Source organism: Mesorhizobium sp. M0701, assembly GCF_040320365.1.
Classification (GTDB): Bacteria; Pseudomonadota; Alphaproteobacteria; order Rhizobiales; family Rhizobiaceae; genus Mesorhizobium.
In genome coordinates this window covers 231,574-254,272 of sequence record NZ_JAMYPO010000001.1, presented here as the reverse complement: position 1 = coordinate 254,272, position 22,699 = coordinate 231,574, and the positions used below count along the sequence as shown (strand labels likewise).

The window sequence follows — 22,699 nt, the reverse complement described above, 5'->3', positions numbered from 1 at the left end:
ACAGCGAGCCGAGGGAGAATGCAAATGCCGCCGAACTCCGCGCCGAAGTCGCCGGTCAAGACGCCGGCCGTGCGCTCTTTCGAAGACGAGCAGCGCACTGGGACTGACATCGAAGAGGAACTCGAGGAAGGCCTCGAGGATACATTCCCGGCCAGCGATCCGGTGTCGATCACCGGAACGGCCATTCCCGGCGCACCGGCAAGACCCGGCAAGCCCAAAAGCGTGGTGGGACAGAAGCGCAAGAAGTGATCTGCGCGGGGTGACAAAAAGCAGGGCTGAGGCCGGCACGATGGGCGGCCGGAAATTGCTGCCGCCCTTTCGTTTCCTCACCGCGTATTGTCGCCCGATCGGCTCAGAAGCTGCTTGGCACGATCCACGGGTCGATGCCGATGCCGAGCCTCGGGCCCTTGCTGCCGGCCTTGTGGGCCGCGGCGTCCGTCTTTTCAAGCGATCCGGTCGGCGCGCAATCAAGCTTCGCACCGGTCTTGGTATCGATGCAGGTCACTTCTTGCTTGCCTGACTGATTGCTGCCGGCAAATGCGGCGCCAGAGAGCGCCAGCAGGGCGGCGAGCGTAAGGATTGCCTTCTTCATCGTCGGTCTCCGGTTTCCAGTTATTGGATTCGTACATGTACGGCATTGCGTACAGATACGCCCAAGACTTATGGAGTTCAAGCAAAATCGTACATGTACGGAGAAATTGAGCGCAGGGATTGCAGAACGCTCGGCGCCGCAGCGCGGATCGTTCGGAGAAGATCCTGCAGATCGGGAGGAGCGCCGCTCTTCAGCAGTTGACCGGCGGCGTGAGCGGCGCAATCTCGTGCGCGGCGATGGCTTCGAGCATGATGTCGCCGATCCGTGTGATGAACGTCGTCTGGTCGCCGAACGGGTAGAACGGGAAGGTGATCAGCAGCGAGATGGCGCCGTGGCCGACCGCCCACAGTATGGTGGCGATGGCGCGTGGATCGCCTTTGAGCCTGCCGGCGGCAACGCAGGCTTCGACCCTCGCGATCAGCACTTTCATCGCCGGGTTGCCGCTCTCCATTTCGGCGAAGGTCTTTCCGGCTGGCGGCCTGACTTTTTCGGTCATGAAGACGGTGCGGTATTCGTTGGGATTTTCCAGCCCAAAGGCGGCGTATTCGACAAGCACCGCCCTGAGCGCCTCGATTGGGTCGTCGGCCGTGTGACGTTCGATGCGCCTGGCCAGGGTCTCGAAGGCGTCCTCGGCCAGCGCGAACAGGATGTCCTGCTTGTCGGCGAAATAGGAATAGACCGACATCGGCGCATAGCCGACGCGCTTGGCGAGCTTGCGGATGGTGAGGCCGTCATAGCCTTCTTCCTGAACAAGCTTGTGCGCGGCGTCGACAAGTTCGGAACGCAGTTCGGCCTTTTGTTTTTCGCGGCGCTCCTGGACGCTTAGCTGCAACTTTCTACTGCCTTACGACTGATGGCTGGATGCAGCATATATACGCTGTACGGCGTCGGGCAAGGGTGGCACGAAGCAGAAGCTTGACTGTCGCATGGCTGGCGATCGCGCTCGGCTTCGCCATGGAAGCTCTCATTCTGACCGTCAGATTTGCGGCAGGTGCCTACCCCGTTACGACGCAGGTTCTGATCGAACTGGCGCAAGGCGTGACCTGGTCGTTCTTCCTCTGCGCCGGCGTCAGCCTCGGCACGGCGCTCACCAAGGTGCGAGCCTCGCTCGGTGGCCTGATCGGTGCGATTTCGGCGCCACTGGCGATGGGCATCGCCAAAGGGACGCAAAAGGTTATGGTCAGCGCGCTGGACGCGGCGGCAAAGCCGGCCATCCTGTCGCTCACGACGCTCGGTGTGCTGCGGGCGATCGAATACGGGCTGCTCGGCTGGACACTGGCGTCGCTGGCATCGAAGGAAGAACCGCGTCCGCTCCATTTCGCGCTGGCAGGCGCCCTGATAGGCGCGGTATTCGGCGGCGGCATCACGGTGCTGACCATCGAGACGGCCGCGGCAAATGACGCTGCTCTCGCAATGCCACAGGCGATCGCAACCGGCCTCAACGAGATCGTGTTCCCAATCGGTTGTTCACTGGTCGTCTACATTGCGCTGCAGGTCAGCCGTCACATGAAGTACGTCGCGGCCGAAGCTAAATAGATTTGGCACAGATAGATTTGGGCTTCTCCGCCTGACGAGAGTCAGACCGCTTCCGGCTGGCGTTCGATCAGCGTCAGCGTCAGCCAGCGCGCGGTCAGCGCCGGTTTTTTCGAGCCCTCGATCTCGATCGTCACGTCGTGCGCCGTCTGCACCCACCCCGACGGCCTGACCTTGACGTCGGCCAGCACGAAACGGGTGCGGATGCGCGAGCCGGTCTTCACCGGCGCCAGAAAGCGCAGCGAATCGAAGCCGTGATTGACGCCCATCTTGCTGTTTTCCAGCGGCGGCATGGTTTCGAAGGTCATCGCCGACAACAGCGAAAGCGACAGGAAGCCATGCGCGATGGTGCCGCCGAACGGCGTTTCGCGGCTGGCGCGTTCCGGATCGCAATGGATGAACTGATGGTCGTCGGTGGCATCGGCGAACTGGTCGATCATGCGCTGGGTGACGACCCGCCATGGCGACACGCCGACTTCCTTGCCGACGTTGGCCAGAAGCACATCGAGACTGATCGGTTCCACGCTGATGTCCTCCATCTTCACCCCCGGCATTTCACTCGCCGGATGGCGTGCGTCTCATTCCTTGAACAATGTCAGCCCGTGTTGCACCGACTGCCCGCCATCGATCGGCAGGATGGCGCCGGTGACATAGCTGCCGGCCCGGCTGCACAAATAGAGCGTTGCGCCGGCAATGTCATCCGGTGCGCCGATGCGGCCGATCGGAACGTGGTTGCCGATATGTCTTGCCTGGTCCTCGGTGCCGGTGGCGAAGGCCGTCATCCGGCTCTGGAAAGGGCCAGGCGCAAAGACGTTGACGGTGATTCGGCGGGCGGCGAACTCGATTGCCAGGATGCGCGTCAGGTGGTGAACCGCGGCCTTCGAGGCCGAGTAGGAGTAGGCATCTTCGGCCAAAGGCTGCGTGCCCATCACCGATCCGAGGTTGATCACCCGGGCCGGGTCGGCATCGCTGGCGGCGGCCTCGAGCAGAGGCAGCAATTCGCGCGTCAGGTGGAAGACCGCGGTGACGTTGACGCCGAACACCTTGGCCCAGGCATGGTAGGGAAAGCTTTCCAGCGGCGCGCCCCAGGAGATGCCGGCATTGTTGACCAGGATATGCAGCCGCTCGGTCCGCGCCTGGACCTCGGCGATAAGTGCTGCAATGCCGGCCTCGCTGGAGACGTCGGCGGCGAAACCCTCGGCCCGGCCGGAGGCGCCAAGCCCGTTCAGTTCGCCGGCAACTCCGACGCAATCCTCGCCCTTGCGCGAGGCGATCATCACGGTGGCGCCGGCCTTGACCAGAGCGGTCGCCGCCATGCGGCCGATGCCGGTCGCGGCGCCGGTGACCAGCGCCGTCTTGCCGGCGACTGAGAACAGCTCGTCCAGATAGCTCATCGAATTCCTCCGCGCAGTTCACTGCGCTTTTGCCTGGTTATTCAAGCGAGCGGCGTCACGTCGACAAGGCTAGCCGAACTTCGATCATGCTTGCCATGGGTAAAGTAGCTGGGGTGGGGCACGCTTAGCGGCTGAATGGTTAAGCCCGAAATGCAAGGTGGTCATTCGGCCGTGACATGGGTCGGATGAATGATGCGGCCATTTCCGTTAACGAGCACCTTGTAAGCGGTTAATTTCGCACGTGAAGCAAGTCGTCATTACTCCTCCGCCCAAGCCGCAGGCGGGTCTTGAGGAGTTGGGAGATGGCCGAGCAGTGGGGCGGGACTGACATTCGTATTCGTGGACGGGGACTATGCTTTCGGGGGGAAAGCCATGGGTAAGAAACAACGCACCGTCCTGCTGGCAGCGATTTTTGCGACTGCCTTTGGCGTCTTTTTGCTGATCCTGATCCTGCAGATGATCAGTTTTTTAGTGGACTAGACCGAAGCGAAACGCGTCCCTTTCCGGAGGGGCTCTACCGCAGGCTTTCCAGTTCGCGGATGCGTTTGGCGCCGTCGGCTTCGAGCTGCCTTGTGACCGCGCCGATCAGCGCTTCGGCAACGACGAAAAGTGCGGCGGATGAGTCCCAGGCCGAAGGCACTGCGGTGCGCCCGGCGATGACGTGGCGGGCGAAGCGGGCGATCGGCGACAGCCACTGGTCGGTAAACAGCACGATCTGCACGCCGCGCTGGTTGGCGGTCTCGGCGAAACGGACGAGGCTGTCCTGATAGCGCCTGATGTCGAAGATCACCAGCACGTCGCGCTTACCCATGTCGATCAGTCGGTCGCGCCAGACGCTTTCCTGCCCGCCGAGGTGAAAAACGTTGGGCTGGATGATGGCGAGGTGGGCGGCCATGTAGCGCGCCAGCGGGTCGGTGAAGCGGCCGCCGATCAAGAATGTCTTGCCGCGCCGGTCGGCCAGCTTGGCGACGATGTCGGCAAGCTGCTTGTCCGAGAGATGCCGGAATGTCTCGCGCATATTGTCGAGCGTCGCCTCCAGCATCGGCGAGACGGCGCTGGCGCCCTGCGATGGCGGATTGAGCGTGCGCGAGGCCGGCGACTGCAATTGCGCCGCCAGTTCGTCTTGCAGCGTCGACTGGAATTCCGGATAGTTCTGGAAGCCGAGCCGGGCGACGAAACGCAGGATCGTCGGCGACGACACGCCGGCGGCAGCCGAGAATTCGGCGACCGTCTTCAGCCCGATCAGCGGATAGCTGGCGATCAGCGTTTGTGCTGCGCGCCGCTCGCCTGCCGGCATGGTGCCCATGCGGTCGGAGATCAGTTCGGCAATGCTGGAAACCATGTTTTTCCCCACCCTGGCCGTGCCGTTACCGCATTATCGAAATCGCGTTTGACAAAGCCGGCCAAACTGTATGAAATCATCCGCAGGGACGCAATGAGGCAAAATACGTAACATACGATACAGCGCTCCCCGGGGACAGCAGACAATGGAGACAGCACGGCCCGCCAGCCTTGCATCGCCTGAAACCGTAAGGGGACGAACCCCGGCGGATCGAGCCCCTTCGTGCTGACCTGCGACCACGCCTCCAATTTCCTGCCACCGGAATTCGGAACGCTCGGCCTTGCCGCCGAGGATCTTTCCCGCCACATCGCCTGGGATCCCGGCGCCTTGCCGGTGGCGCGCCGCATGGCCGAGGCGCTCGATGCGACGCTGGTCGAGACCTGCATCTCGCGGCTCATCATCGACTGCAACCGCCCGCTCGACGCGCCGGACCTGATAGTGACGGTCAGCGCCAGCGAAAAAACCGTGGTCCCGGCCAACCAGGGACTTTCGGCCGACCAGCGGGAGGCGCGCATCGCGCTGGCGTGGCGACCGTTTCACGAGCGGATCGCAACGGTCATCGACGAGCGCCTGGCGGCCGGGCGGGAGACCAGGCTGGTCTCGATCCATTCCTTCACGCCGCTCTACAAAGGCAAAAGCCGGCCCTGGCACATCGGCATCATCCACGACGAGGATCGCCGGCTGGCGGCGCCGCTGATCGCGACACTGAAGCGGCTTGCCGGCGTCAGCGTCGGCGTCAACGAACCCTATTCGCCGGCCGACCGGGTCTATTTCACGCTGGAACGCCATGCGCGCTCGCGCGGGCTGCCCTGCGCAATGATTGAAATCCGCAACGACGAGATCGCCGGCGCGGCCGGGCAGCGGAAATGGGCGGATCTGCTCACCGGTATTTTTCTCAATCTGGAGCCCGAAGCGGCCAAGGCCTCCAGACCAAGCGCAGTCGGAAAGTCAGTTCAATCGGCCAGCTAAGAAACCAAAAGGGGACTTTAAAATGGTAGCACCGGGTTACAGCGAAGTTGACAAGAAGGAGGACCTGAAAGTTCTCCACGGAATGGGCTATGCTCAGGAACTGTCGCGAAGCATGAGCCGCTTCTCGAATTTCGCGATCTCGTTCTCAATCATCTGCATCCTCTCAGGCGGCATCAATTCCTTCGCGCAAGCGACGTCGTCCATCGGTGGCGCCGGCGCTGGCATCGGCTGGATCGTCGGGTGCATGGTTTCGGGATTTTTCGCGCTCGCCATGGCCCAGATCGCCTCTGCATTTCCGACCGCCGGCGGCCTCTATCACTGGGCATCCATCCTAGGGAACCGTTTCACTGGCTGGCTCACCGCATGGCTCAATCTGCTCGGCCTGATCACCGTGCTCGGCGCCATCAACATCGGTACTGCTTTCTTCTTCGTCGGCACTTTCGGCGGAGCCTTCGGCATGACTGGCACGCCTGGTGAGATCGTCGGGTTTGTCGCCTTCATCACCGTGTTGCAGGCGCTGCTCAATCATTTCGGCATCAAATTGACGGCTATGTTGACGGACGCCTCCGGCTTCCTGATCCTGGCAACGACAGCCGTGCTGATCGTCGCCTGCCTGATGTTTGCTCCAGCGATCGACATCACGCGGCTGTGGACGTTCACGAACTATTCGGGCGACGCGGGCGGCGGTGTTTTCCCGCAGTCCGATTCCATGACGTATCTCTTCCTGCTCTGCCTGCTGCTGCCGGTTTACACCATCACTGGCTATGACGCGTCGGCGCATACTTCGGAAGAAACGTTGAGGGCGGCGCACTCGGTTCCGCGGGCAATCGTTTCGTCCGTAGTCTGGTCGTCGCTGATCGGCTGGGTGATGCTGTGCGCGATCGTACTGGCGATTCCGGATCTGGCGGCCGGCGCCAAGCAGGGCTGGAGCGTGTTCTTCGCCACGATGGACGCGATCTTGCCGGCGTGGCTGAAGACACTGCTCTATCTGGGCATCCTGATCGCGCAGTTCCTCTGCGGTCTGGCAACGGTCACCTCTGCCTCGCGCATGCTTTTCGCCTTCTCGCGTGACGGCGGCATGCCGGTCGGCTCGGCCTCGCTAGCCAAGGTCAGCCCGACCTGGCGCACGCCGGTCAATGCGATTTGGACGGCTGCTGTGCTCGAAGTAATCTATGTCTTTCTTGCCCAGTTCATCTCGGTCGGCGGCACGAACATCTATACCATCGTCGTCAATTCGACATTGGTGTTCCTGTTTCTGTCCTTCATCATTCCGATCGTGCTCGGCATGATGGCTTTCGGAACGGAAAAATGGCCGAACCCCGGCCCATGGAACCTCGGCGCCGGCCTGTTCAAGCTGTTTTGCATCCTGTCGGTCATCGGCATGGCGATCATCTTCTACATCGCCATCCAGCCGCCGAACGACAAAGTGCTCTATATCACCCTGGGCTTCATTGTGCTGACCGCGGTGCTTTGGTTCGGTTTCGAGAACCGCCGCTTCCAGGGTCCGCCCATCGGCGACCAGATCGCAAAGCGTCAGGCGGCGATCAAGGCAGCCGAGCTAGCCATAGGCGAAGCCGGCGCCTGACCCCCTCTCATGACCATGGCCGGCATTCGCGCCGGCCGTGGTTTTCGTTTCCTTTTCAAAGTGACAAGCCCGAAACGACAAGCGCTGGAGTGCCAAAGGAATGGCCGGAAATTTCTCGTTCGATCAGTTGAAGCAAGCGGTCTCCAGCGGCGAGGTCGACACGGTGCTGGCCTGCATCGTCGATATGCAGGGGCGGCTCGCGGGAAAGCGGTTCCTGGCCCGTTATTTCGTCGATTCCGCGCATGACGAGACGCATGGCTGTAACTATCTCTTGGCGGCAGACATCGATATGGAACCGGTGCCCGGCTACAAGGCGGCGAGCTGGTCGAAGGGTTATGGCGATTTCGTCATGAAGCCGGACCTTGCGACGCTGCGGCTCGTTCCGTGGCTGGAGAAGACGGCGCTGGTGATCTGCGACGTGCTCGACCACCATACCCATGACGACCTGGCGCATTCGCCGCGCGCCATGCTGAAGAAGCAGGTCAAGCGGCTGCAGGATCGCGGCTATATCGGCTATTTCGCTTCCGAGCTCGAATTCTATCTGTTCAGCGAAACCTACGATTCCGCCCGCAAGAAGCACTGGCAGGGCCTCGAGACGGCATCGCCCTACATCGGCGACTACCAGATCGGCATCACCACCAAGGAAGAAGGCGTCATGCGCCGGCTGCGCAACGAGATGGAGGCGGCCGGCATCCCGATCGAGAATTCGAAGGGCGAGTGGGGGCCAGGCCAGGAAGAGATCAATGTCCGCTACGCCGAGGCGCTCGACATGGCCGACCGCCACGTCATCCTGAAGAACGGCGCCAAGGAAATCGCCGAGTCCGAAGGCAAGGCGATCTCGTTCATGGCCAAGTACAATTACGGGCTCGCCGGCAATTCCAGCCACATCCATAATTCGCTGTGGAGCGCCGACGGCAAGACGCCGTTGTTCTACGACAAAAATGCCGAGTGGACGCTGTCGACACTCGGCCAGCAATGGGCGGCCGGCCAGCTCAAATATGCCAAGGAATTCACCTGGTTCCTGGCGCCCTACATCAATTCCTACAAGCGCTTCCAGGCCGGCACGTTTGCGCCGACCAAGATCATGTGGAGCGAAGACAACCGCACCGCCGGCTTCCGTCTTTGCGGCGAGGGCACCAAAGGCATCCGCATGGAATGCCGCATCGGCGGCGCCGATTTGAACCCCTATCTGGCTTTCGCCGCGCTGATCGCGGCCGGGCTTGCCGGCATCGATGAAAAGCTTGACCTGCAGAAGCCCTTCGTCGGCGATGCCTACCAGGCCTCGCAGCTGCCCGAAATTCCAAAGACATTGCGCGACGCCACCGCGACACTGGCGGAATCGAAAATGCTGAGGCAGGCGCTCGGCGACGATGTGCTGGAACATTACGTCCACACGGCACACTGGGAACAGTTCGAGTACGACCGCCGGATTACGGACTGGGAACTGCACAGGGGGTTCGAGCGGTATTGAATAATCTGGCAACGTTGGCGCCGCTCCTCACCCTCAGCCTCTCCCGTGAAGAACGGGGGAGAGGGGGCCCGGCGCTGAGCTTGTCCCTTCTCCCCGTCAGTATACGGGAGAAGGTGCCGGCAGGCGGATGAGGGCGGCGCTAACCAACGACATTATTGTAGAATGCGAGGACCCAAGGCATGACCGAAACGGTCAAGATAAAATCCCCCGTCGACGGTTCGATCTATGCCGAACGGCCTCTTGCCACCGACCAGGCGATCGGTGCCGCGGTCGAACGTGCCAAGGCGGCGCAGGAGAAGTGGGCTGAGACGCCGGTCGTCGAGCGCGGCAAGTACATGCTTGCCATGCTGGAAGCGCTGGTCGCCATGACCGACGAGATCGTGCCGGAGATCGCCTGGCAGATGGGCCGGCCGGTGCGCTATGGCGGCGAGTTCGGCGGCGTCAGGGAACGCGTCAGCTACATGGTCGAGATCGCCGAGGCGGCCTTGAAGCCGGTCATGGCCTCCAACCCGAAGGACGGCTTTCGGCGCTATGTGAAGAAGATGCCGCTCGGCGTCGTCATGGTGATCGCGCCGTGGAACTATCCCTATCTCACCGCCGTCAACACCATCGTCCCGGCGCTGATGGCGGGCAGCGCCGTCATCCTCAAGCATGCGGCACAGACATTGTTGGTCGGCGAACGGTTTCAGCAGGCGTTTGATAAGGCCGGCCTGCCCAAGGGCCTGTTCCAGAACCTCGTCCTGAACCACGCGCAGACTGAAAGGCTGCTCGGCTGCGGCAAGATCGACCATGTCAACTTCACCGGCTCGGTCGCCGGCGGCCGCGCCATCGAGAAGGCGGCGGCGGGCACCTTCATGACGCTCGGCCTCGAACTCGGCGGCAAGGATCCGGCCTATGTGCTGCCGGACGCAAAGATGGACCATGCCGTTGCCAATCTGGTCGACGGCGCCTTCTACAATTCCGGCCAGTGCTGCTGCGGCATCGAACGCGTCTATGTCCACGAGAAGGTCTACGATGAATTCGTCGAGGGCTTCATTGCCGAGACCAGGAACTACGTCGTCGGCAATCCGCTCGACCAGGCGACCACCATGGGGCCGATGGCGCAGGCGCGCTTCGCCGACCTGATCCGCGAGCAGAAGGCCGAGGCGTTGCGCAAGGGCGCCAGGGCGCACATCAATATGAAGGTTGCCAACGACAGGCAGGGTTCGCCTTATCTGGCGCCGGAAGTGCTGACCCAGGTCGACCACCAGATGAGCGTCATGCGAGAGGAAAGCTTTGGCCCGATCGTCGGCATCATGAAGGTGCGCAACGACGAGGAAGCGATCGCGCTGATGAACGACAGCCCCTATGGGCTGACGGCCTCGATCTGGACGCGCGACACCGACCACGCGGCGGCGATCGGCGATCGTGTCGAGACCGGCACGGTGTTCATGAACCGCTGCGACTATCTCGATCCGGCGCTGGTCTGGACCGGCGTCAAGGACACCGGCAAGGGCGCGGCACTGTCGGCCATCGGCTACGATAATCTGACCAGGCCGAGATCATACCATCTGCGCGAGGTGATCTAAGGTGGCGATCGACAAGCATGCGATCGCTGTTGAGGGGGAGTAATGGCGGATACACAACAATCGGCTTTGCCAGATCGTGAGGGTCCCGAGGGTATCGGCGGATGGCTTGTCCTGCCGATGCTCGGGTTGATGCTCACGCCGATACTGGGGTTGGTACAACTGCACAATACCGACTATCTCGGCATGCTACAGAACTGGCAGGCCTTCAGTTTGTCCCAAGGTGTGCTGATTCTTGCCGAATTGTTGATATTCGGCATACTAAACCTATCGGCCCCGGCCCTATTATTGTTCTTCATGTTCAAGCGCTGGCAGATATTCCCCGGCTGGTACATGATTTGGGCATTCGCGATGCCGGTATATGCCGTTCTCGATCCATGGGCTGTGCATCTGGCTTTTTCCACCGCCGTTCCAGAATTGGCCGACGCGTACGACGCAGACACCGTGGGCGGAATTTCGCGCTCGATATGGGCCGCAGTCATCTGGGTTCCGTACATGATGCGGTCGGAACGTGTGGCCAACACCTTTGTGAACGAATGACATCCAAGAGCACGAAAGCAGTCAAGAAGGTCGAAATGACAAAACTCGTTTCCAAATGGAATTACCCGACGACCGTCCGCTTCGGCGCCGGACGCATCAAGGAGCTGCCGGAGGTGCTGGCGGCGACCGGCATCAAGCGGCCGCTGTTCGTCACCGATCCGGGACTGGCCAGGCTGCCGGTGGTGGCCTCGACGCTGAAGATCCTCGACGACGCCAAGGTGCCGTATGGCGTGTTTTCCGAGGTCAAGCCGAACCCGGTGGATTCCAACCTGACCGCCGGCATTGCCGTGTTCAAGAAGGGCAAGCATGACGGCGTTATTGCCTTTGGCGGCGGCTCGGCGCTCGACCTCGGCAAGCTGATCGCCTTCCAGGCCGGGCAGACACGGCCGGTCTGGGATTTCGAGGATGTCGGCGACTGGTGGACACGCGCCGATGCCGATGCGATCGCGCCGATCATCGCCGTGCCGACCACGGCCGGCACCGGCTCGGAAGTCGGCCGCGCCGGCGTCATCACCAATGAAGCGACCCATACCAAGAAGGTCATCTTCCATCCAAAGCTTTTGCCGGCGATCGTCATTGCCGATCCGGAGCTGTCGGTCGGCATGCCGGGCTTCATCACCGCCGGCACCGGCATGGATGCGCTGGCCCATTGCCTCGAAGCCTATTGCGCGCCGGGCTATCACCCGATGGCCGACGGCATCGCCGTGGAAGGCATAAGGCTGGTCTTCGAAAACCTGCCGAAAGCCTATGCCAACGGCAAGGATCTGGTCGCCCGCGCCAACATGATGAGCGCCGCTGCCATGGGAGCGGCCGCCTTCCAGAAAGGGCTTGGAGCGATTCATTCGCTGTCGCATCCGATCGGCGCGCTCTACGACACCCACCATGGCATGACCAACGCCGTGTTCATGCCCTACGTGCTGGCCTTCAACCGAGAGGCGATCGAGCCGCGCATCGCCCGGCTTGCCGCCTATTGCGGCATCAAGGGCGGCTTCGACGGTTTTGCGAAGGCGATCATCAAGCTGCGCAAGGAGCTCAAGGTGCCGCATGCGCTGCCCAGCCTGATCAAGGGGCTCGACATGGACAAGAAACGCAAGGGCCTGATCGCCGACATGGCGGTGGTCGATCCGACCGCCGGCGGCAACCCGGTCAAGCTGACCAAAAAGGCGGCGCTGACGCTGCTCGAAAACGCCATCGCCGGCACCGTCTGAGACAATTTTCGCATCGGAAATCGACTTGGGAAAAGAGGCAAAGGAAAGGGGGAAAGATGAAAGGCAAGATCGAAACTAGTTAGCCGGAAAAAGAATCGCGAAGCGATTGCTCCAGCCGGTTAAAAAGAGTTTACTTTTTCGTACTGCGGGGCATCGCGTTCACAAAGCTTTCATCTGGCTGTCACACGAAAACGATACCGCATCGCAGGCGTCCAACGGCGTCAGTTCAACGGAGAGAACACATGTTCAAATTCACGGGAAAACTGCTTTCCCTTTCGGCCGTCGCCCTGATGGCGACCTCTGCCATCTCGTCGGCCCAGTCCATGGATGAACTGGTCGCCGCAGCCAAGGCTGAAGGCCAGCTCACGGTCATCGCGCTGCCGCATGACTGGTGCGGCTACGGCGCAGTCATCGACGGCTTCAAGGCGAAATATCCGGAACTCACCATCAACGAGCTCAACCCCGATGCCGGCTCCGGCGACGAGGTCGAGGCGATCAAGGCCAACAAGGACAACAAGGGCCCGCAGGCGCCCGACGTCATCGACGTCGGCCTGAGCTTCGGCCCGACCGCAAAGAAGGATGGCCTGATCCAGGCTTATAAAGTATCAACCTGGGACTCGATCCCGGACAGCGCCAAGGATGCCGAAGGCTTTTGGACCGGCGACTATTACGGCGTGCTTTCGTTTCTGGTGAACAAGGACCTGGTCAAGGAAGCGCCGGCCGACTGGGCCGACTTGCTGAAGCCGGAATTCGCCAATACCGTGGCGCTCGCCGGTGACCCGCGTGCTTCGAACCAGGCCATCCAGGCAGTCTATGCCGCCGGCCTTTCCGGCGGTGCGGCTGCCGGCGAAGCCGCCGGCACGGCTGGTCTCGACTTCTTCAAGAAGCTCAACGCCGCCGGCAATTTCGTGCCGGTCATCGGCAAGCCCGCGACGCTTGCCCAAGGCCAGACGCCAATCCTGGTGACCTGGGATTATAACGCGCTTGCCGGCCGTGATACGCTGAAGGGCAATCCGCCGGTCGACGTCGTCGTGCCGAAGACCGGTGTCGTCGCCGGCGTCTATGTTCAGGCGATCAGCGCCTATGCGCCGCACCCGAATGCTGCCAAGCTGTGGCTGGAATATCTCTATTCCGACGAAGGCCAGATCGGCTGGCTGAAGGGCTATTGTCACCCGATCCGCTTCAACGACCTCGCCAAGAATGGCAAGCTCCCGGCTGACGTGATGGCCAAGCTGCCGCCGGCCGAGTCCTATGCAGCCGCGGTGTTCCCGACGCTCGACGAGCAGGGCAAGGCCAAGGAAGCCATCACCAAGAACTGGGATGCCGTCGTCGGCGCCAACGTCAAGTAAGACTTGAGATCAGCCGGGCGGCTTAGATGGCCGCCCGGCATACCTCCAGGACGGTAGCCGGCGCATGACCGATATCTCGTTGTCCGATCACGCTGTTGCCGGGAAGACCGCGCCTCCTGCCGACGCCCGCAGCATGAGGCTGCCGACGCAATGGCTTGGCGTTGCGCCTTTCTTCATCTTCGCCATCATGTTCCTGATCCTGCCGACGCTCTATCTGATGCTGGGCGCATTCCGGAACGATGCCGGCGAATTCACTTTCGAAAACATAGCGGCCTTGGCGCAGCCGTCGATCGTTGCCGCCTACTGGATCTCAATCAAGGTCAGCCTCGCCTCGTCGCTGATCGGTGCTTTCGCGGGACTTGCCATTGCCATCGCCATCGTGCGCGGCGGGCTGCCGGAGTGGATACGCTCGGCGACACTGACCTTTTCCGGTGTGGCCTCCAATTTTGCCGGCGTGCCGCTGGCCTTTGCCTTTCTCGCGACGCTCGGCCGGCTCGGGCTCGCCACGGTGCTGCTCAACGTCTTGGTCGGCTTCAACATTTATGCCCATGGTTTCAACATCCTGTCGTTCTGGGGCCTGACGCTGACCTATGTCTATTTCCAGATCCCGCTGATGGTGGTGATCATCGTGCCGGCGATCGATGGGCTGAAGAAGGAATGGGGCGAAGCGGCGGCAACGCTTGGCGCGACCCAGGCGCAGTTCTGGCGCATGGTCGTCATTCCGGTGATCTGGCCAAGTTTCCTCGGCACCGTCATCCTCTTGTTCGCCAACGCCTTCGGTGCCATCGCCACCGCTTACGCTCTGACCGGCTCCTCGCTTAACATCGTCCCTATCCTGCTCTACGCGCAGATCCGCGGTGACGTGCTGCACAATGCCCATCTCGGCTACGCCATCGCCTTCGGCATGATCGTCATCACTGGGCTGGCCAATGTCTTCTACATCTGGTTCCGGACGCGCTCTGAGAGGTGGCTCAAATGAAGTCCGGCAGATTCTGGGCCTGGATCGTCTTCGCGCTGGGCGCGGCCTATTTCTTCATTCCGCTGATCGCGACCGTGGAATTCTCCATGCGCATGCGGCGCGGCGCGTATTCCTTCGATGCCTATCAGGTCGTGCTCGGCGATCCCCGCTTCCAGGCGACCTTCATCTATTCGGTGGTCGCCGCCATTTTCACCATCGTCCTTGGCGTGCTGGTGGTGGTGCCGGCGGCGTACTGGATTCGTCTGCGGCTCCCGCAGCTAAGGCCCGTCGTCGAGTTCATCACGCTGTTGCCGCTGGTCATCCCGGCCATCGTTATCGTCTTCGGCTACATCAGAATGTACGGGTCGAATTCACCGCTGCCGTTCCTGGCCAGCGACACAGGAGCCAATGCCTTGCTGGTCATCGGTTATGCGACACTGGCGCTGCCCTATATGTATCGCGCCGTCGACACCGGGCTTCGCACCATCGACGTGCGGACACTGACTGAGGCGGCGCAGATCCTCGGCGCCGGCTGGGGCACGATCATCACTCGGGTCATCCTGCCCAACGTGCTGATCGCGGTGCTGTCGGGCGCCTTCCTGACCTTCGCCATCGTCATCGGTGAATTTACCATGGCCAGCCTGCTCAACCGGCCTGCTTTCGGACCCTATCTGCAGAACGTCGGCGCCAACCGCGCTTACGAGCCGGCGGCGCTTGCCATCATCGCCTTTGCCATTACCTGGGGCTGCATGTCGCTGATCCAGATCCTGTCGCGCTTCGCTCCGCGATCGGCGAACAGCCCGAACTGATCGAAAAGCCGAAAGAAAAAGCCATGGCCGAGCCATTCCTCTCAATCCAGCAGGTGCGAAAATCCTTCGGCGCCGCCATTGTGGTGCAGGATTTCAACCTCGACGTCGAGCCGGGCGAATTCGTCTCCTTCCTTGGCCCGTCGGGCTGCGGCAAGACGACGGTGCTGCGCATGGTCGCCGGTTTCGAGGAGCCATCCGCCGGCAAGATTGTCGTGGCCGGCAAGGACGTCACCCGGCTCAAGCCCAACCAGCGCAACATCGGCATGGTGTTCCAGGCCTATGCGCTGTTTCCGAACCTCACCGTGGCGCAGAATATCGGCTTCGGGCTGAAGGTCGCCGGTATGCCGAAGGCCGATGCCGACAGGCGCGTTGCCGAGATGCTCGACATCATCAAGCTGCCGCAGATGGGCGACCGCTATCCCTACCAACTGTCCGGCGGCCAGCAGCAGCGCATCGCGCTGGCGCGGGCGATTGCGCCCAAACCGAAACTGCTGCTGCTCGACGAGCCGCTGTCGGCGCTCGACGCCAAGGTGCGCGTGTCGCTGCGCGAGGAAATCCGCTCGATCCAGAAGAAGCTCGGCATCACCACCATCTTCGTCACCCACGACCAGGAAGAGGCGCTGTCAATCTCCGACCGCATCGCCGTCATGTATGGCGGCAAGGCCGAGCAGGTCGGCACGCCGTTCGAGATCTACAACCGGCCGGCAACCAAATTCGTCGCCAATTTCGTCGGCACGCTGAACGTGCTCGAAGGCACGGTCACCGACGCCGCTTCGGGCAAGGTGCGCGTCAACTCGCAAGAGGTCTCGCTCAAGGGCAAGCTCAACGGCTCGAAATCCGGCGACACGCTGTCGCTGGCGTTGCGGCCCGAGGCGATCTCGCTCGGCCGACACCCCGGCCGCGATTCCAGCCTTTGGGGCGAAATCGCCGAGGTGCATTTCCTCGGCTCGGTCATCCGGGTTCGCGTCGGCATCGGCGGCAGCACGGTCTCGCTCGACACGTTCAACAGCCCGGCCACACCGCCGCCGGCCGTCGGCGAAAAGGCCGAGATTTCGTTCTCGTCGGGCGACATGCTGGTGCTGCATTGATCTCGCCCGAGTGGGCGGGTTCAATACCGTGAATTTTAACGGCAGCGCCGTCAGGAAATAGCGATGTCTGTCTAGCCAGTCAGGATTTCGGTGGCCACGGACCCGACACAAAGCTGAACGCCTTCATTGCAAGGCAGCACCGCCCTCAAGCCCGGTGCGGACTGCGCTGCTGTCTGGAGAGTACGTCGGGAGATCGCGACCGCTAGTCCGTAGGGCAGCGCCCCCAAAGGAAAGGTAGCCCGGTCGCGAAATCGGTCTCAAGCATGGTGTTAGGCGTCATCATTAACAACGCACTTGTCCCATTCGCGTTTTGCAGAACTTTCGGGCCGTTTGGCTCGGAATCGCCAAATAATTTCATTTGCTGATCAATATCCCATCTGAAATTGTATGATATTCCAGCTTTAAAGATGTACTCGCGGCTTATTTCACCCTCTCTGCGCCCAGACTTCCATCTCGAAATGGTGTCAAATTTGTATTCATTATACTTTTTGAACGCAACTCCGTAGTCATGGCACGCTTTCCTGAAGGAATCCTCAGTCGCCAAGTCGGAGTACCCAAGATCGACCCATGTACCTTCTATGATTGACATTAATCTTTCATTTGTCTGCTTTGCCCATAGACCCAACCCTGGTCCGGGTCTTGGAGTTCCGAAGAGCTGTGTCTTCGCGGTGAGCAACTGATTGTATAGCTCGGAAGCCGTTGCCCCCGTTAACGACCATGCCAAGATGCACAATGTACTGAAAAATCTTTTCATTAGATCAATCCCATGGCGCTGCGAGTTGGCGACTACATACGTTACGCCATGCGAGTCGCCAACAATTTGCTTTGCTCCGATCTCTGTGAGATCCGGCTATTAACGAGTCACCAAATTATGAGCATATCGAAGCGCTCATTATTCCTCTGCCCACGCAGCCCTTCCACGGTTAAATAAGGCATGGCGCTTTTTGAACTCACCCTTGTCCTGCTTCTCATCGCGGTCGCCCTGACCGCGTTGTCGCGCCGTCTGCAGATTCCCTATCCGTCATTGCTGGCGCTGGCCGGCGCCGGCATCGCCTTCCTGCCGTTTGCCCCGACCATCGAGATCGACCCGGAACTGGCGCTCGCTCTGTTCATCGCGCCGGTTCTGCTCGACGCGGCCTATGACACGTCGCTGCGCGATCTCAACCGCTACAAGGTTTCGCTCATCCTGCTGGCGCTTGGCGCCGTCATCTTCACCACCGTAACGGTCGCGCTGGTCGGCTGGACGATGGCAGGCCTGCCCATTGCCGCGGCCATAGCGCTCGGCGCGATCGTAGCGCCGCCCGATGCGGTGGCGGCGGCGGCCGTGCTCGGACAGTTCAAGGTGCCGCACCGCATCACCGCCATCCTGGAAGGCGAGAGCCTTCTCAACGACGCCACGGCGCTGCTGATCTACAGGATGTCGGTTTCCGCAGCCGCCGGCACCATCCTGTTGAGCAGTGCCGTTCCAATGATCCTGCTGTCGACGGTCGGCAGCCTTGCCGCAGGCTATGTGCTCGGCCGGTTGTCTCTCGCCATACTTGGCCGCATCGACGACCCGGCGAGCGGCACCGTGGTGCAATTCGCCTCAACCTTCGGCGTCTGGATCCTGGCCGACAGGATAGGGCTTTCCGCCATCATCACGATCGTCGTCTATGCCATGACGATCGCACGTACATCGCCGCGCCGCATGCCGGCAAGGAATCGTGTCAGTTCCTACTCGGTCTGGGAGACGGCGGTGTTCGTGCTCAACGTGCTGGCCTTCGTTCTGATGGGCCTGCAAGCGCGGTCCATCGTCGGCCGACTTGCCGAGCAAGGACAAAGCGAGGCGTTCGTCTTTGCCCTGGCTGTGCTGGCCGTCGTCATCGTATCGCGGCTCGTCTGGGTTCTGGGCTGCGGCGCGATCCTCAGAGCGCTGGCACGTCTGGGCGACGAAGACAGGCGGAAGGATGCACCGACATTCCGCGGCGGCGTGCTCATCGGCTGGTGCGGCATGCGCGGCCTGGTGACGCTTGCGGCAGCCTTCGCCTTGCCGGCCGACTTTCCGGGCCGTGATCCGATCGTGCTCGCCGCTTTCACGGTCGTGCTCGGCACATTGGTGCTGCAAGGCGTCAGCCTGAAACCGTTGCTGCTTCTGCTCAATCTCGACCTCGACCGGACGGTCGACCGGGAGGTGGCGCAGGCGCGCGTCGCCATCATGCAGGCGGCGCTGGACGTGCTCAGCGGCAAGACATCGAGCGCGGCCGGGGCGGTGCGAGAGCAATATGCCGCCCAGCGCGCCATCGCCGAAAACCCCGAGGATGCCCAGGCGGCGACCGAGTATGACAGATTGCGTCTCTACGCCATCAAGAGCCAGCGCGATGCGCTGGAGCGTTTGCGCATCGACGGAACGATCGGCGACGAAGCCTACCACCGCCTTGAGGAAGAAATCGACTGGTCGGAACTGGCAGCATCCCCGCCCGGTCGGTTCCAGCCGCTGACCACTTAGCATCTGGCCCAAGCTCCCTCCGCCCGGCTGCACATTGCAAGGCTGTCAGCGAACGGCTACTGCAGCAGGAAACTGAGCCGGATAAGCAATGAAGCTGGTCAGCTATAACATCCAGTACGGCTTCGGCAGCGATGGCCGCTACGACCTGGCGCGTTGTGCCAAGGTCGTGGCCGGCGCCGACATCATCGCCTTGCAGGAGGTGGAACGGCACTGGTTGCGCAGCAACGAGGACGACCAGCCGGAACTTCTTTCGCAATTTCTGCCCGACTACCATTGGGTCTACGGGCCGGCCTTCGACATGGATGCCAGCCACCGGCGTGAAGGCCGCATCGTCAACCGGCGGCGGCAATTCGGCACGATGGTTCTGTCGAAGCTTCCGATCGTCTGGTCGCGGCTGCATACGCTGCCGCTCAGGCGCACGCTGCGGCCGCTCAACACCCGCAATGCCGCACTCGAATGCATGATCCGCACCCCTGCCGGTCCGGTGCGGGTGCTGTCGTTGCATCTGGCGCATATCGCGGCCGAGGAGCGGCTGGAGCAGATCGACCATTTGCTCGCCGAGCATCGCCGTGCGCCGTCCGAGGGCGGCCCATGGAGCGGCGCCGACGACGAGCCGGCGCGCAACTGGAGCAATGGCGAACAGGAGCCAGAAAACCCCGTAGCGGCGATCTGGTTGGGCGACTTCAACATGGAGCCGGATAGCGCCGAGTACCGGCGCATTGTCGGCAGCGCGCCCTATCATCGCGGTGCCGCCTATCTCGACGGTTTTGTCGATGCCGCCGCCGTCGCAATGGAACCGACAGCGGATTTCCACACCCATGTGAAGACTATCGATGGCAGGCTGGCAAAGCGCCGGCTCGACCATTGCTTCGTCGGCGGCATGTTTGCCGGGCGCGTGCGCTCGGTCAGCGCCGATATCGGCCAAATCGCTTCCGACCATTTTCCGCTCTGGGTCGATATCGACCTGGAGACGCCGATCGTCATCGGGACGGGCGGCGGATGAACCGCCGATGAGCCTGTTTGTCTTTTTCGCGGTGCTCGCCGCCGCTTCCATGCATGCGATCTGGAACGCGCTGGTCAAGGTCCATCTCGACCGTTTCCTGTCGATCACACTGATGACGCTCGGCATGGGTGCCGCTGCGCTGGTGACGTTGCCTTTCGTCGAGGTGCCGAAGCCGGAAGTGTGGCCATACATCCTCGCCTCCGTTGTCTTCCACATGGGCTACAGGACGTTCCTGATCGGCGCCTACAAGGCCGGCGATTTCGCCCAGACCTATCCGCTGGCGCGCGGCACCGCGCCATTGCTGGCCGCTTTGGGGGGCGTTGTGGTGGTTGCCGAGATGCCGGCGCCGCTCGCCATTCTCGGCATCCTCTTGTTGTCGGCGGGCACGCTAGTGCTGTCGTTTCGCGGCGGCGCCCATCTGGAGAAATTGAACCTGCGCGCCGTCGGCTTCGCGCTGGGCACATCGACCTTCATCGCCAGCTACACGCTGTCGGACGGCAGCGGCGCGCGGCTGGCCGCCACCGCGTCGAGCTATGCCGCCTGGCTGTTCGTCTGCGATGCGCTGTGGGCGCTGGTGCTATGCGTCGTCTTTCGCGGACCACAGGCGCTGCCGGTGCTGGCGCGCGACTGGAAGGCCGGAATCTATACCGGCGTGCTCAGCGGCGGCGCCTACTGGATCGTGATGTGGGCGATGACCAAGGCGCCGATCGCCTCGGTGGCGTCGCTGCGCGAAACATCGATCCTGTTCGCCATGATGATCTCGGTCTTCGCGCTCGGCGAGAAGATGACGGCATGGCGAGGTGCCGCGGTGCTTAGCATCGTTGCCGGCGTCGTTGCGCTGAGAATGGGATAGTCACGCGATCTGCAGATCAAACACCATCAGCCCGTCGGTGCCGCCTTCGAGCGCCGCGACCAGTTTTGCGCCGGCTCGCTGATGCGCTTCATGCTCCAGATAGGCATCGCGTGCCGCAGCGTCGCGAAAGTCGATGGTGAAGCCGTGCGTGAAGCCGCGGGCGAAGGGTTCCGGGCTGGTATTGGCGCTGAATTCGACCTTGCCCATGCCGTCGATCACCGCCCGCAACGCTTCGAGATCGGCATGGATTGCCGCGCGCTCGGCGTCGGCGACATCGTTGCGAAATCTGACGAAGACACAGTGCCTGATCATTCTTTGTCCCTCATGCCGCTCGGTTGGTGGAAAACACCGCCGGCGGCAGCGGCTCGCGGCCAAGGATCAGATCGGCGCCTTTTTCGCCAATCATGATCGTCGGGGCATTGGTGTTGGAGGAGGGGATGCGCGGCATCACCGAGGCGTCGCAGACGCGCAGGCCCTCGATCCCGCGCAGCCTGAGATCTGGCGTTACCACGCTCATCGCATCGTGGCCCATGCGGCAGGTGCCGACCGGGTGATGGTCGGTCTTGGAACTGCGGCAAGCGTAGTCGAACAACTCGTCGCCGCTCTGCAGGTCGGGTCCCGGCAGTACCTCGCGCAGTACATAGGGCTGCAGCGCCTTCTGCCGCATGATCTCGCGCGCCAGCCTCAGCCCCTTGATCGACATGTCGCGGTCATAGGGATCGGACCAATAGTTCGGATCAATCAGCGGGCGGTCGGCCGGGTCGGCACTGTTCAGCCGCACGGTGCCGCGCGAGCGCGGGCGCAGGAAGGCCGAGTTCAATGTCACGCCCGGATTGTTCAGCTTCTCGACGCCGGCCTCGATGCCGGAGCCGAGGCCGAGATGCAGCTGGATGTCGGGAGAGGCGGCGGTCGGATCGGCGTACCAGAAGCCGCCGGTCTCGAACAGGCTGGAGGCTACCGGGCCTTTCTTCAGGAGCAGATACTGCAGGCCGGCCCAAGCCGTCCAGTGCAGCTTGGCGTAGTTGTCGTAGGTGTGATCGCCGGTGCATTCGGCGATGACGAACAGGTCGAGATGATCCTGCAGGTTGGAGCCGACGCCGGGCAGATCGTGCACCGGTGTCACGCCGACCGCCTTCAGATGGTCGGCCGGGCCGATGCCCGACTGCATCAGAAGCTTCGGCGAGCCGATAGCGCCGGACGAGACGATCACCTCGCGCTCGGCGCGCAGGATCGTTGGCTGGCCGCCCGGCCTGTCGACGATCTCGACGCCGACGGCGCGGCCCTTGTCGACGACGATGCGTGTCACCAGAACGCCGGTCCTGACGGTGAGATTCTTTCGCTCGCGGATCGGCCGGAGATAGGCGACCGAGGCGGAGGAGCGCTTCGCGTCCTTCTGCGTCAGCTGATAGTAACCGACGCCCTCCTGGGCTACCCCGTTGAAGTCGGGATTGAAGGGGATGCCCATCTCCTGTCCGGCACGGAAATAGGCCTCGCAGATCGGCAGCGGCGCGATCGGGTTCGATACGCCGAGCGGGCCTTGGTCGCCGTGGAAATCGTTGGCATAACGCTGGTTGTTCTCCGCGCGCTTGAAATAGGGCAGCACGTCGCGATAGCCCCAGCCGGCAAGGCCTTCTTCCTTCTCCCAGGCGTCGTAGTCGCGGGCGTTGCCGCGCGTGTAGATCTGGGCGTTGATCGAAGAGCCGCCACCGATCACCTTGGCCTGCGTGTATCGGAAGACGCGGTCCTGCATGTGCTTTTGCGGCACCGTCGACCAGCCCCAGGCGGCGATGCCCTTGGTCATCTTGGCGAAACCGGCCGGCATGTGGATCAGCGGATGCCAGTCCTTGCCGCCGGCTTCGAGCAGCAGCACCTGATGCGACGGATCTTCGCTCAGCCGGTTGGCGAGTACGCAGCCGGCCGGGCCAGCGCCGACGATGATGTAGTCGGTCATGGCG

General features: G+C 62.3%; 22 protein-coding genes. 15 read left to right on the top strand and 7 right to left on the bottom strand.

The window, feature by feature from the left end; all coding sequences use genetic code 11:
* Positions 1-24 precede the first annotated feature (24 nt).
* Positions 25-249, top strand: a complete 225-nt coding sequence (locus NKI24_RS01210) for a hypothetical protein (RefSeq protein WP_023675341.1) — start codon at positions 25-27, stop codon at positions 247-249.
* Between the two features lie 103 nt (positions 250-352).
* Here NKI24_RS01210 and NKI24_RS01205 read toward each other — a convergent pair whose 3' ends face one another.
* A complete protein-coding gene (locus tag NKI24_RS01205; RefSeq protein ID WP_352682468.1) occupies positions 353-592 on the bottom strand; it encodes a DUF680 domain-containing protein in 240 nt (79 codons plus the stop codon).
* A 190-nt stretch (positions 593-782) separates the two neighbouring features.
* Positions 783-1,424: a TetR/AcrR family transcriptional regulator gene (locus NKI24_RS01200; RefSeq protein WP_352742904.1), complete on the bottom strand. Its 642-nt coding sequence runs from the start codon at positions 1,422-1,424 to the stop codon at positions 783-785.
* An 83-nt stretch (positions 1,425-1,507) separates the two neighbouring features.
* Here NKI24_RS01200 and NKI24_RS01195 point away from each other — a divergent pair, with 83 nt between their 5' ends.
* On the top strand, positions 1,508-2,128 hold the full coding sequence (locus NKI24_RS01195; RefSeq protein WP_352742902.1) for a hypothetical protein: 621 nt from the start codon (positions 1,508-1,510) through the stop codon (positions 2,126-2,128).
* Between the two features lie 41 nt (positions 2,129-2,169).
* On the opposite strand, the gene NKI24_RS01190 is transcribed toward NKI24_RS01195, so the two are convergent.
* The 3 genes from NKI24_RS01190 to NKI24_RS01180 form a co-directional block, all read right to left on the bottom strand.
* On the bottom strand, positions 2,170-2,664 hold the full coding sequence (locus NKI24_RS01190; protein WP_031211357.1) for a MaoC family dehydratase: 495 nt from the start codon (positions 2,662-2,664) through the stop codon (positions 2,170-2,172).
* A gap of 39 nt (positions 2,665-2,703) precedes the next feature.
* Positions 2,704-3,519 (bottom strand): SDR family oxidoreductase, encoded by an 816-nt coding sequence (locus tag NKI24_RS01185; RefSeq protein WP_352742900.1) that lies wholly within the window; start codon positions 3,517-3,519, stop codon positions 2,704-2,706.
* Positions 3,520-4,033: 514 nt separating this feature from the next.
* A complete protein-coding gene (locus tag NKI24_RS01180) occupies positions 4,034-4,861 on the bottom strand; it encodes a MurR/RpiR family transcriptional regulator (RefSeq protein WP_352448257.1) in 828 nt (275 codons plus the stop codon).
* A 222-nt stretch (positions 4,862-5,083) separates the two neighbouring features.
* Here NKI24_RS01180 and NKI24_RS01175 point away from each other — a divergent pair, with 222 nt between their 5' ends.
* The 13 genes from NKI24_RS01175 to NKI24_RS01115 all read left to right on the top strand — a co-directional run bounded on the left by NKI24_RS01175 (position 5,084) and on the right by NKI24_RS01115 (position 20,744).
* Positions 5,084-5,830, top strand: a complete 747-nt coding sequence (locus NKI24_RS01175) for an N-formylglutamate amidohydrolase (protein WP_352742898.1) — start codon at positions 5,084-5,086, stop codon at positions 5,828-5,830.
* Positions 5,831-5,852: 22 nt separating this feature from the next.
* A complete protein-coding gene (locus NKI24_RS01170) occupies positions 5,853-7,415 on the top strand; it encodes an amino acid permease (RefSeq protein WP_352448255.1) in 1,563 nt (520 codons plus the stop codon).
* Between the two features lie 100 nt (positions 7,416-7,515).
* Entirely contained in the window at positions 7,516-8,886 is a 1,371-nt protein-coding gene (locus NKI24_RS01165; protein WP_352742111.1) for a glutamine synthetase family protein, read from the top strand.
* 179 nt (positions 8,887-9,065) lie between these two features.
* Positions 9,066-10,454 carry an aldehyde dehydrogenase family protein gene (locus NKI24_RS01160; RefSeq protein ID WP_352742895.1) on the top strand — a complete coding sequence of 463 codons (1,389 nt, stop codon included), beginning with the start codon at positions 9,066-9,068 and terminating at the stop codon, positions 10,452-10,454.
* A gap of 42 nt (positions 10,455-10,496) precedes the next feature.
* A complete protein-coding gene (locus NKI24_RS01155; protein ID WP_352454039.1) occupies positions 10,497-10,991 on the top strand; it encodes a DUF2569 domain-containing protein in 495 nt (164 codons plus the stop codon).
* 35 nt (positions 10,992-11,026) lie between these two features.
* Positions 11,027-12,199: an iron-containing alcohol dehydrogenase gene (locus NKI24_RS01150; protein WP_352454040.1), complete on the top strand. Its 1,173-nt coding sequence runs from the start codon at positions 11,027-11,029 to the stop codon at positions 12,197-12,199.
* Positions 12,200-12,441: 242 nt separating this feature from the next.
* Complete coding sequence (locus NKI24_RS01145) at positions 12,442-13,548, top strand: ABC transporter substrate-binding protein (RefSeq protein ID WP_352454041.1); 1,107 nt, start codon at positions 12,442-12,444, stop codon at positions 13,546-13,548.
* A gap of 64 nt (positions 13,549-13,612) precedes the next feature.
* Complete coding sequence (locus NKI24_RS01140) at positions 13,613-14,527, top strand: ABC transporter permease (protein ID WP_023675356.1); 915 nt, start codon at positions 13,613-13,615, stop codon at positions 14,525-14,527.
* Entirely contained in the window at positions 14,524-15,315 is a 792-nt protein-coding gene (locus NKI24_RS01135; RefSeq protein ID WP_352742893.1) for an ABC transporter permease, read from the top strand. Before NKI24_RS01140 ends, NKI24_RS01135 begins: the two co-directional genes overlap by 4 nt.
* 23 nt (positions 15,316-15,338) lie before the next feature.
* A complete protein-coding gene (locus NKI24_RS01130) occupies positions 15,339-16,403 on the top strand; it encodes an ABC transporter ATP-binding protein (RefSeq protein WP_352612935.1) in 1,065 nt (354 codons plus the stop codon).
* Between the two features lie 934 nt (positions 16,404-17,337).
* The gene (locus NKI24_RS01125; protein ID WP_352469504.1) at positions 17,338-18,888 is read left to right on the top strand and encodes a cation:proton antiporter; all 1,551 of its coding nucleotides are present in this window, start codon (positions 17,338-17,340) and stop codon (positions 18,886-18,888) included.
* An 88-nt stretch (positions 18,889-18,976) separates the two neighbouring features.
* Complete coding sequence (locus tag NKI24_RS01120) at positions 18,977-19,891, top strand: endonuclease/exonuclease/phosphatase family protein (protein WP_352742890.1); 915 nt, start codon at positions 18,977-18,979, stop codon at positions 19,889-19,891.
* Positions 19,892-19,898: 7 nt separating this feature from the next.
* Positions 19,899-20,744 carry an EamA family transporter gene (locus NKI24_RS01115; protein ID WP_352742888.1) on the top strand — a complete coding sequence of 282 codons (846 nt, stop codon included), beginning with the start codon at positions 19,899-19,901 and terminating at the stop codon, positions 20,742-20,744.
* On the opposite strand, the gene NKI24_RS01110 is transcribed toward NKI24_RS01115, so the two are convergent.
* Both NKI24_RS01110 and NKI24_RS01105 read right to left on the bottom strand, forming a co-directional pair.
* Positions 20,745-21,056, bottom strand: coding sequence for a Dabb family protein (locus NKI24_RS01110; RefSeq protein ID WP_352742094.1), 312 nt, complete (start codon positions 21,054-21,056; stop codon positions 20,745-20,747).
* Positions 21,057-21,066: 10 nt separating this feature from the next.
* Entirely contained in the window at positions 21,067-22,695 is a 1,629-nt protein-coding gene (locus NKI24_RS01105) for a GMC family oxidoreductase (RefSeq protein WP_352742887.1), read from the bottom strand.
* Between the last annotated feature and the right edge of the window lie 4 nt (positions 22,696-22,699).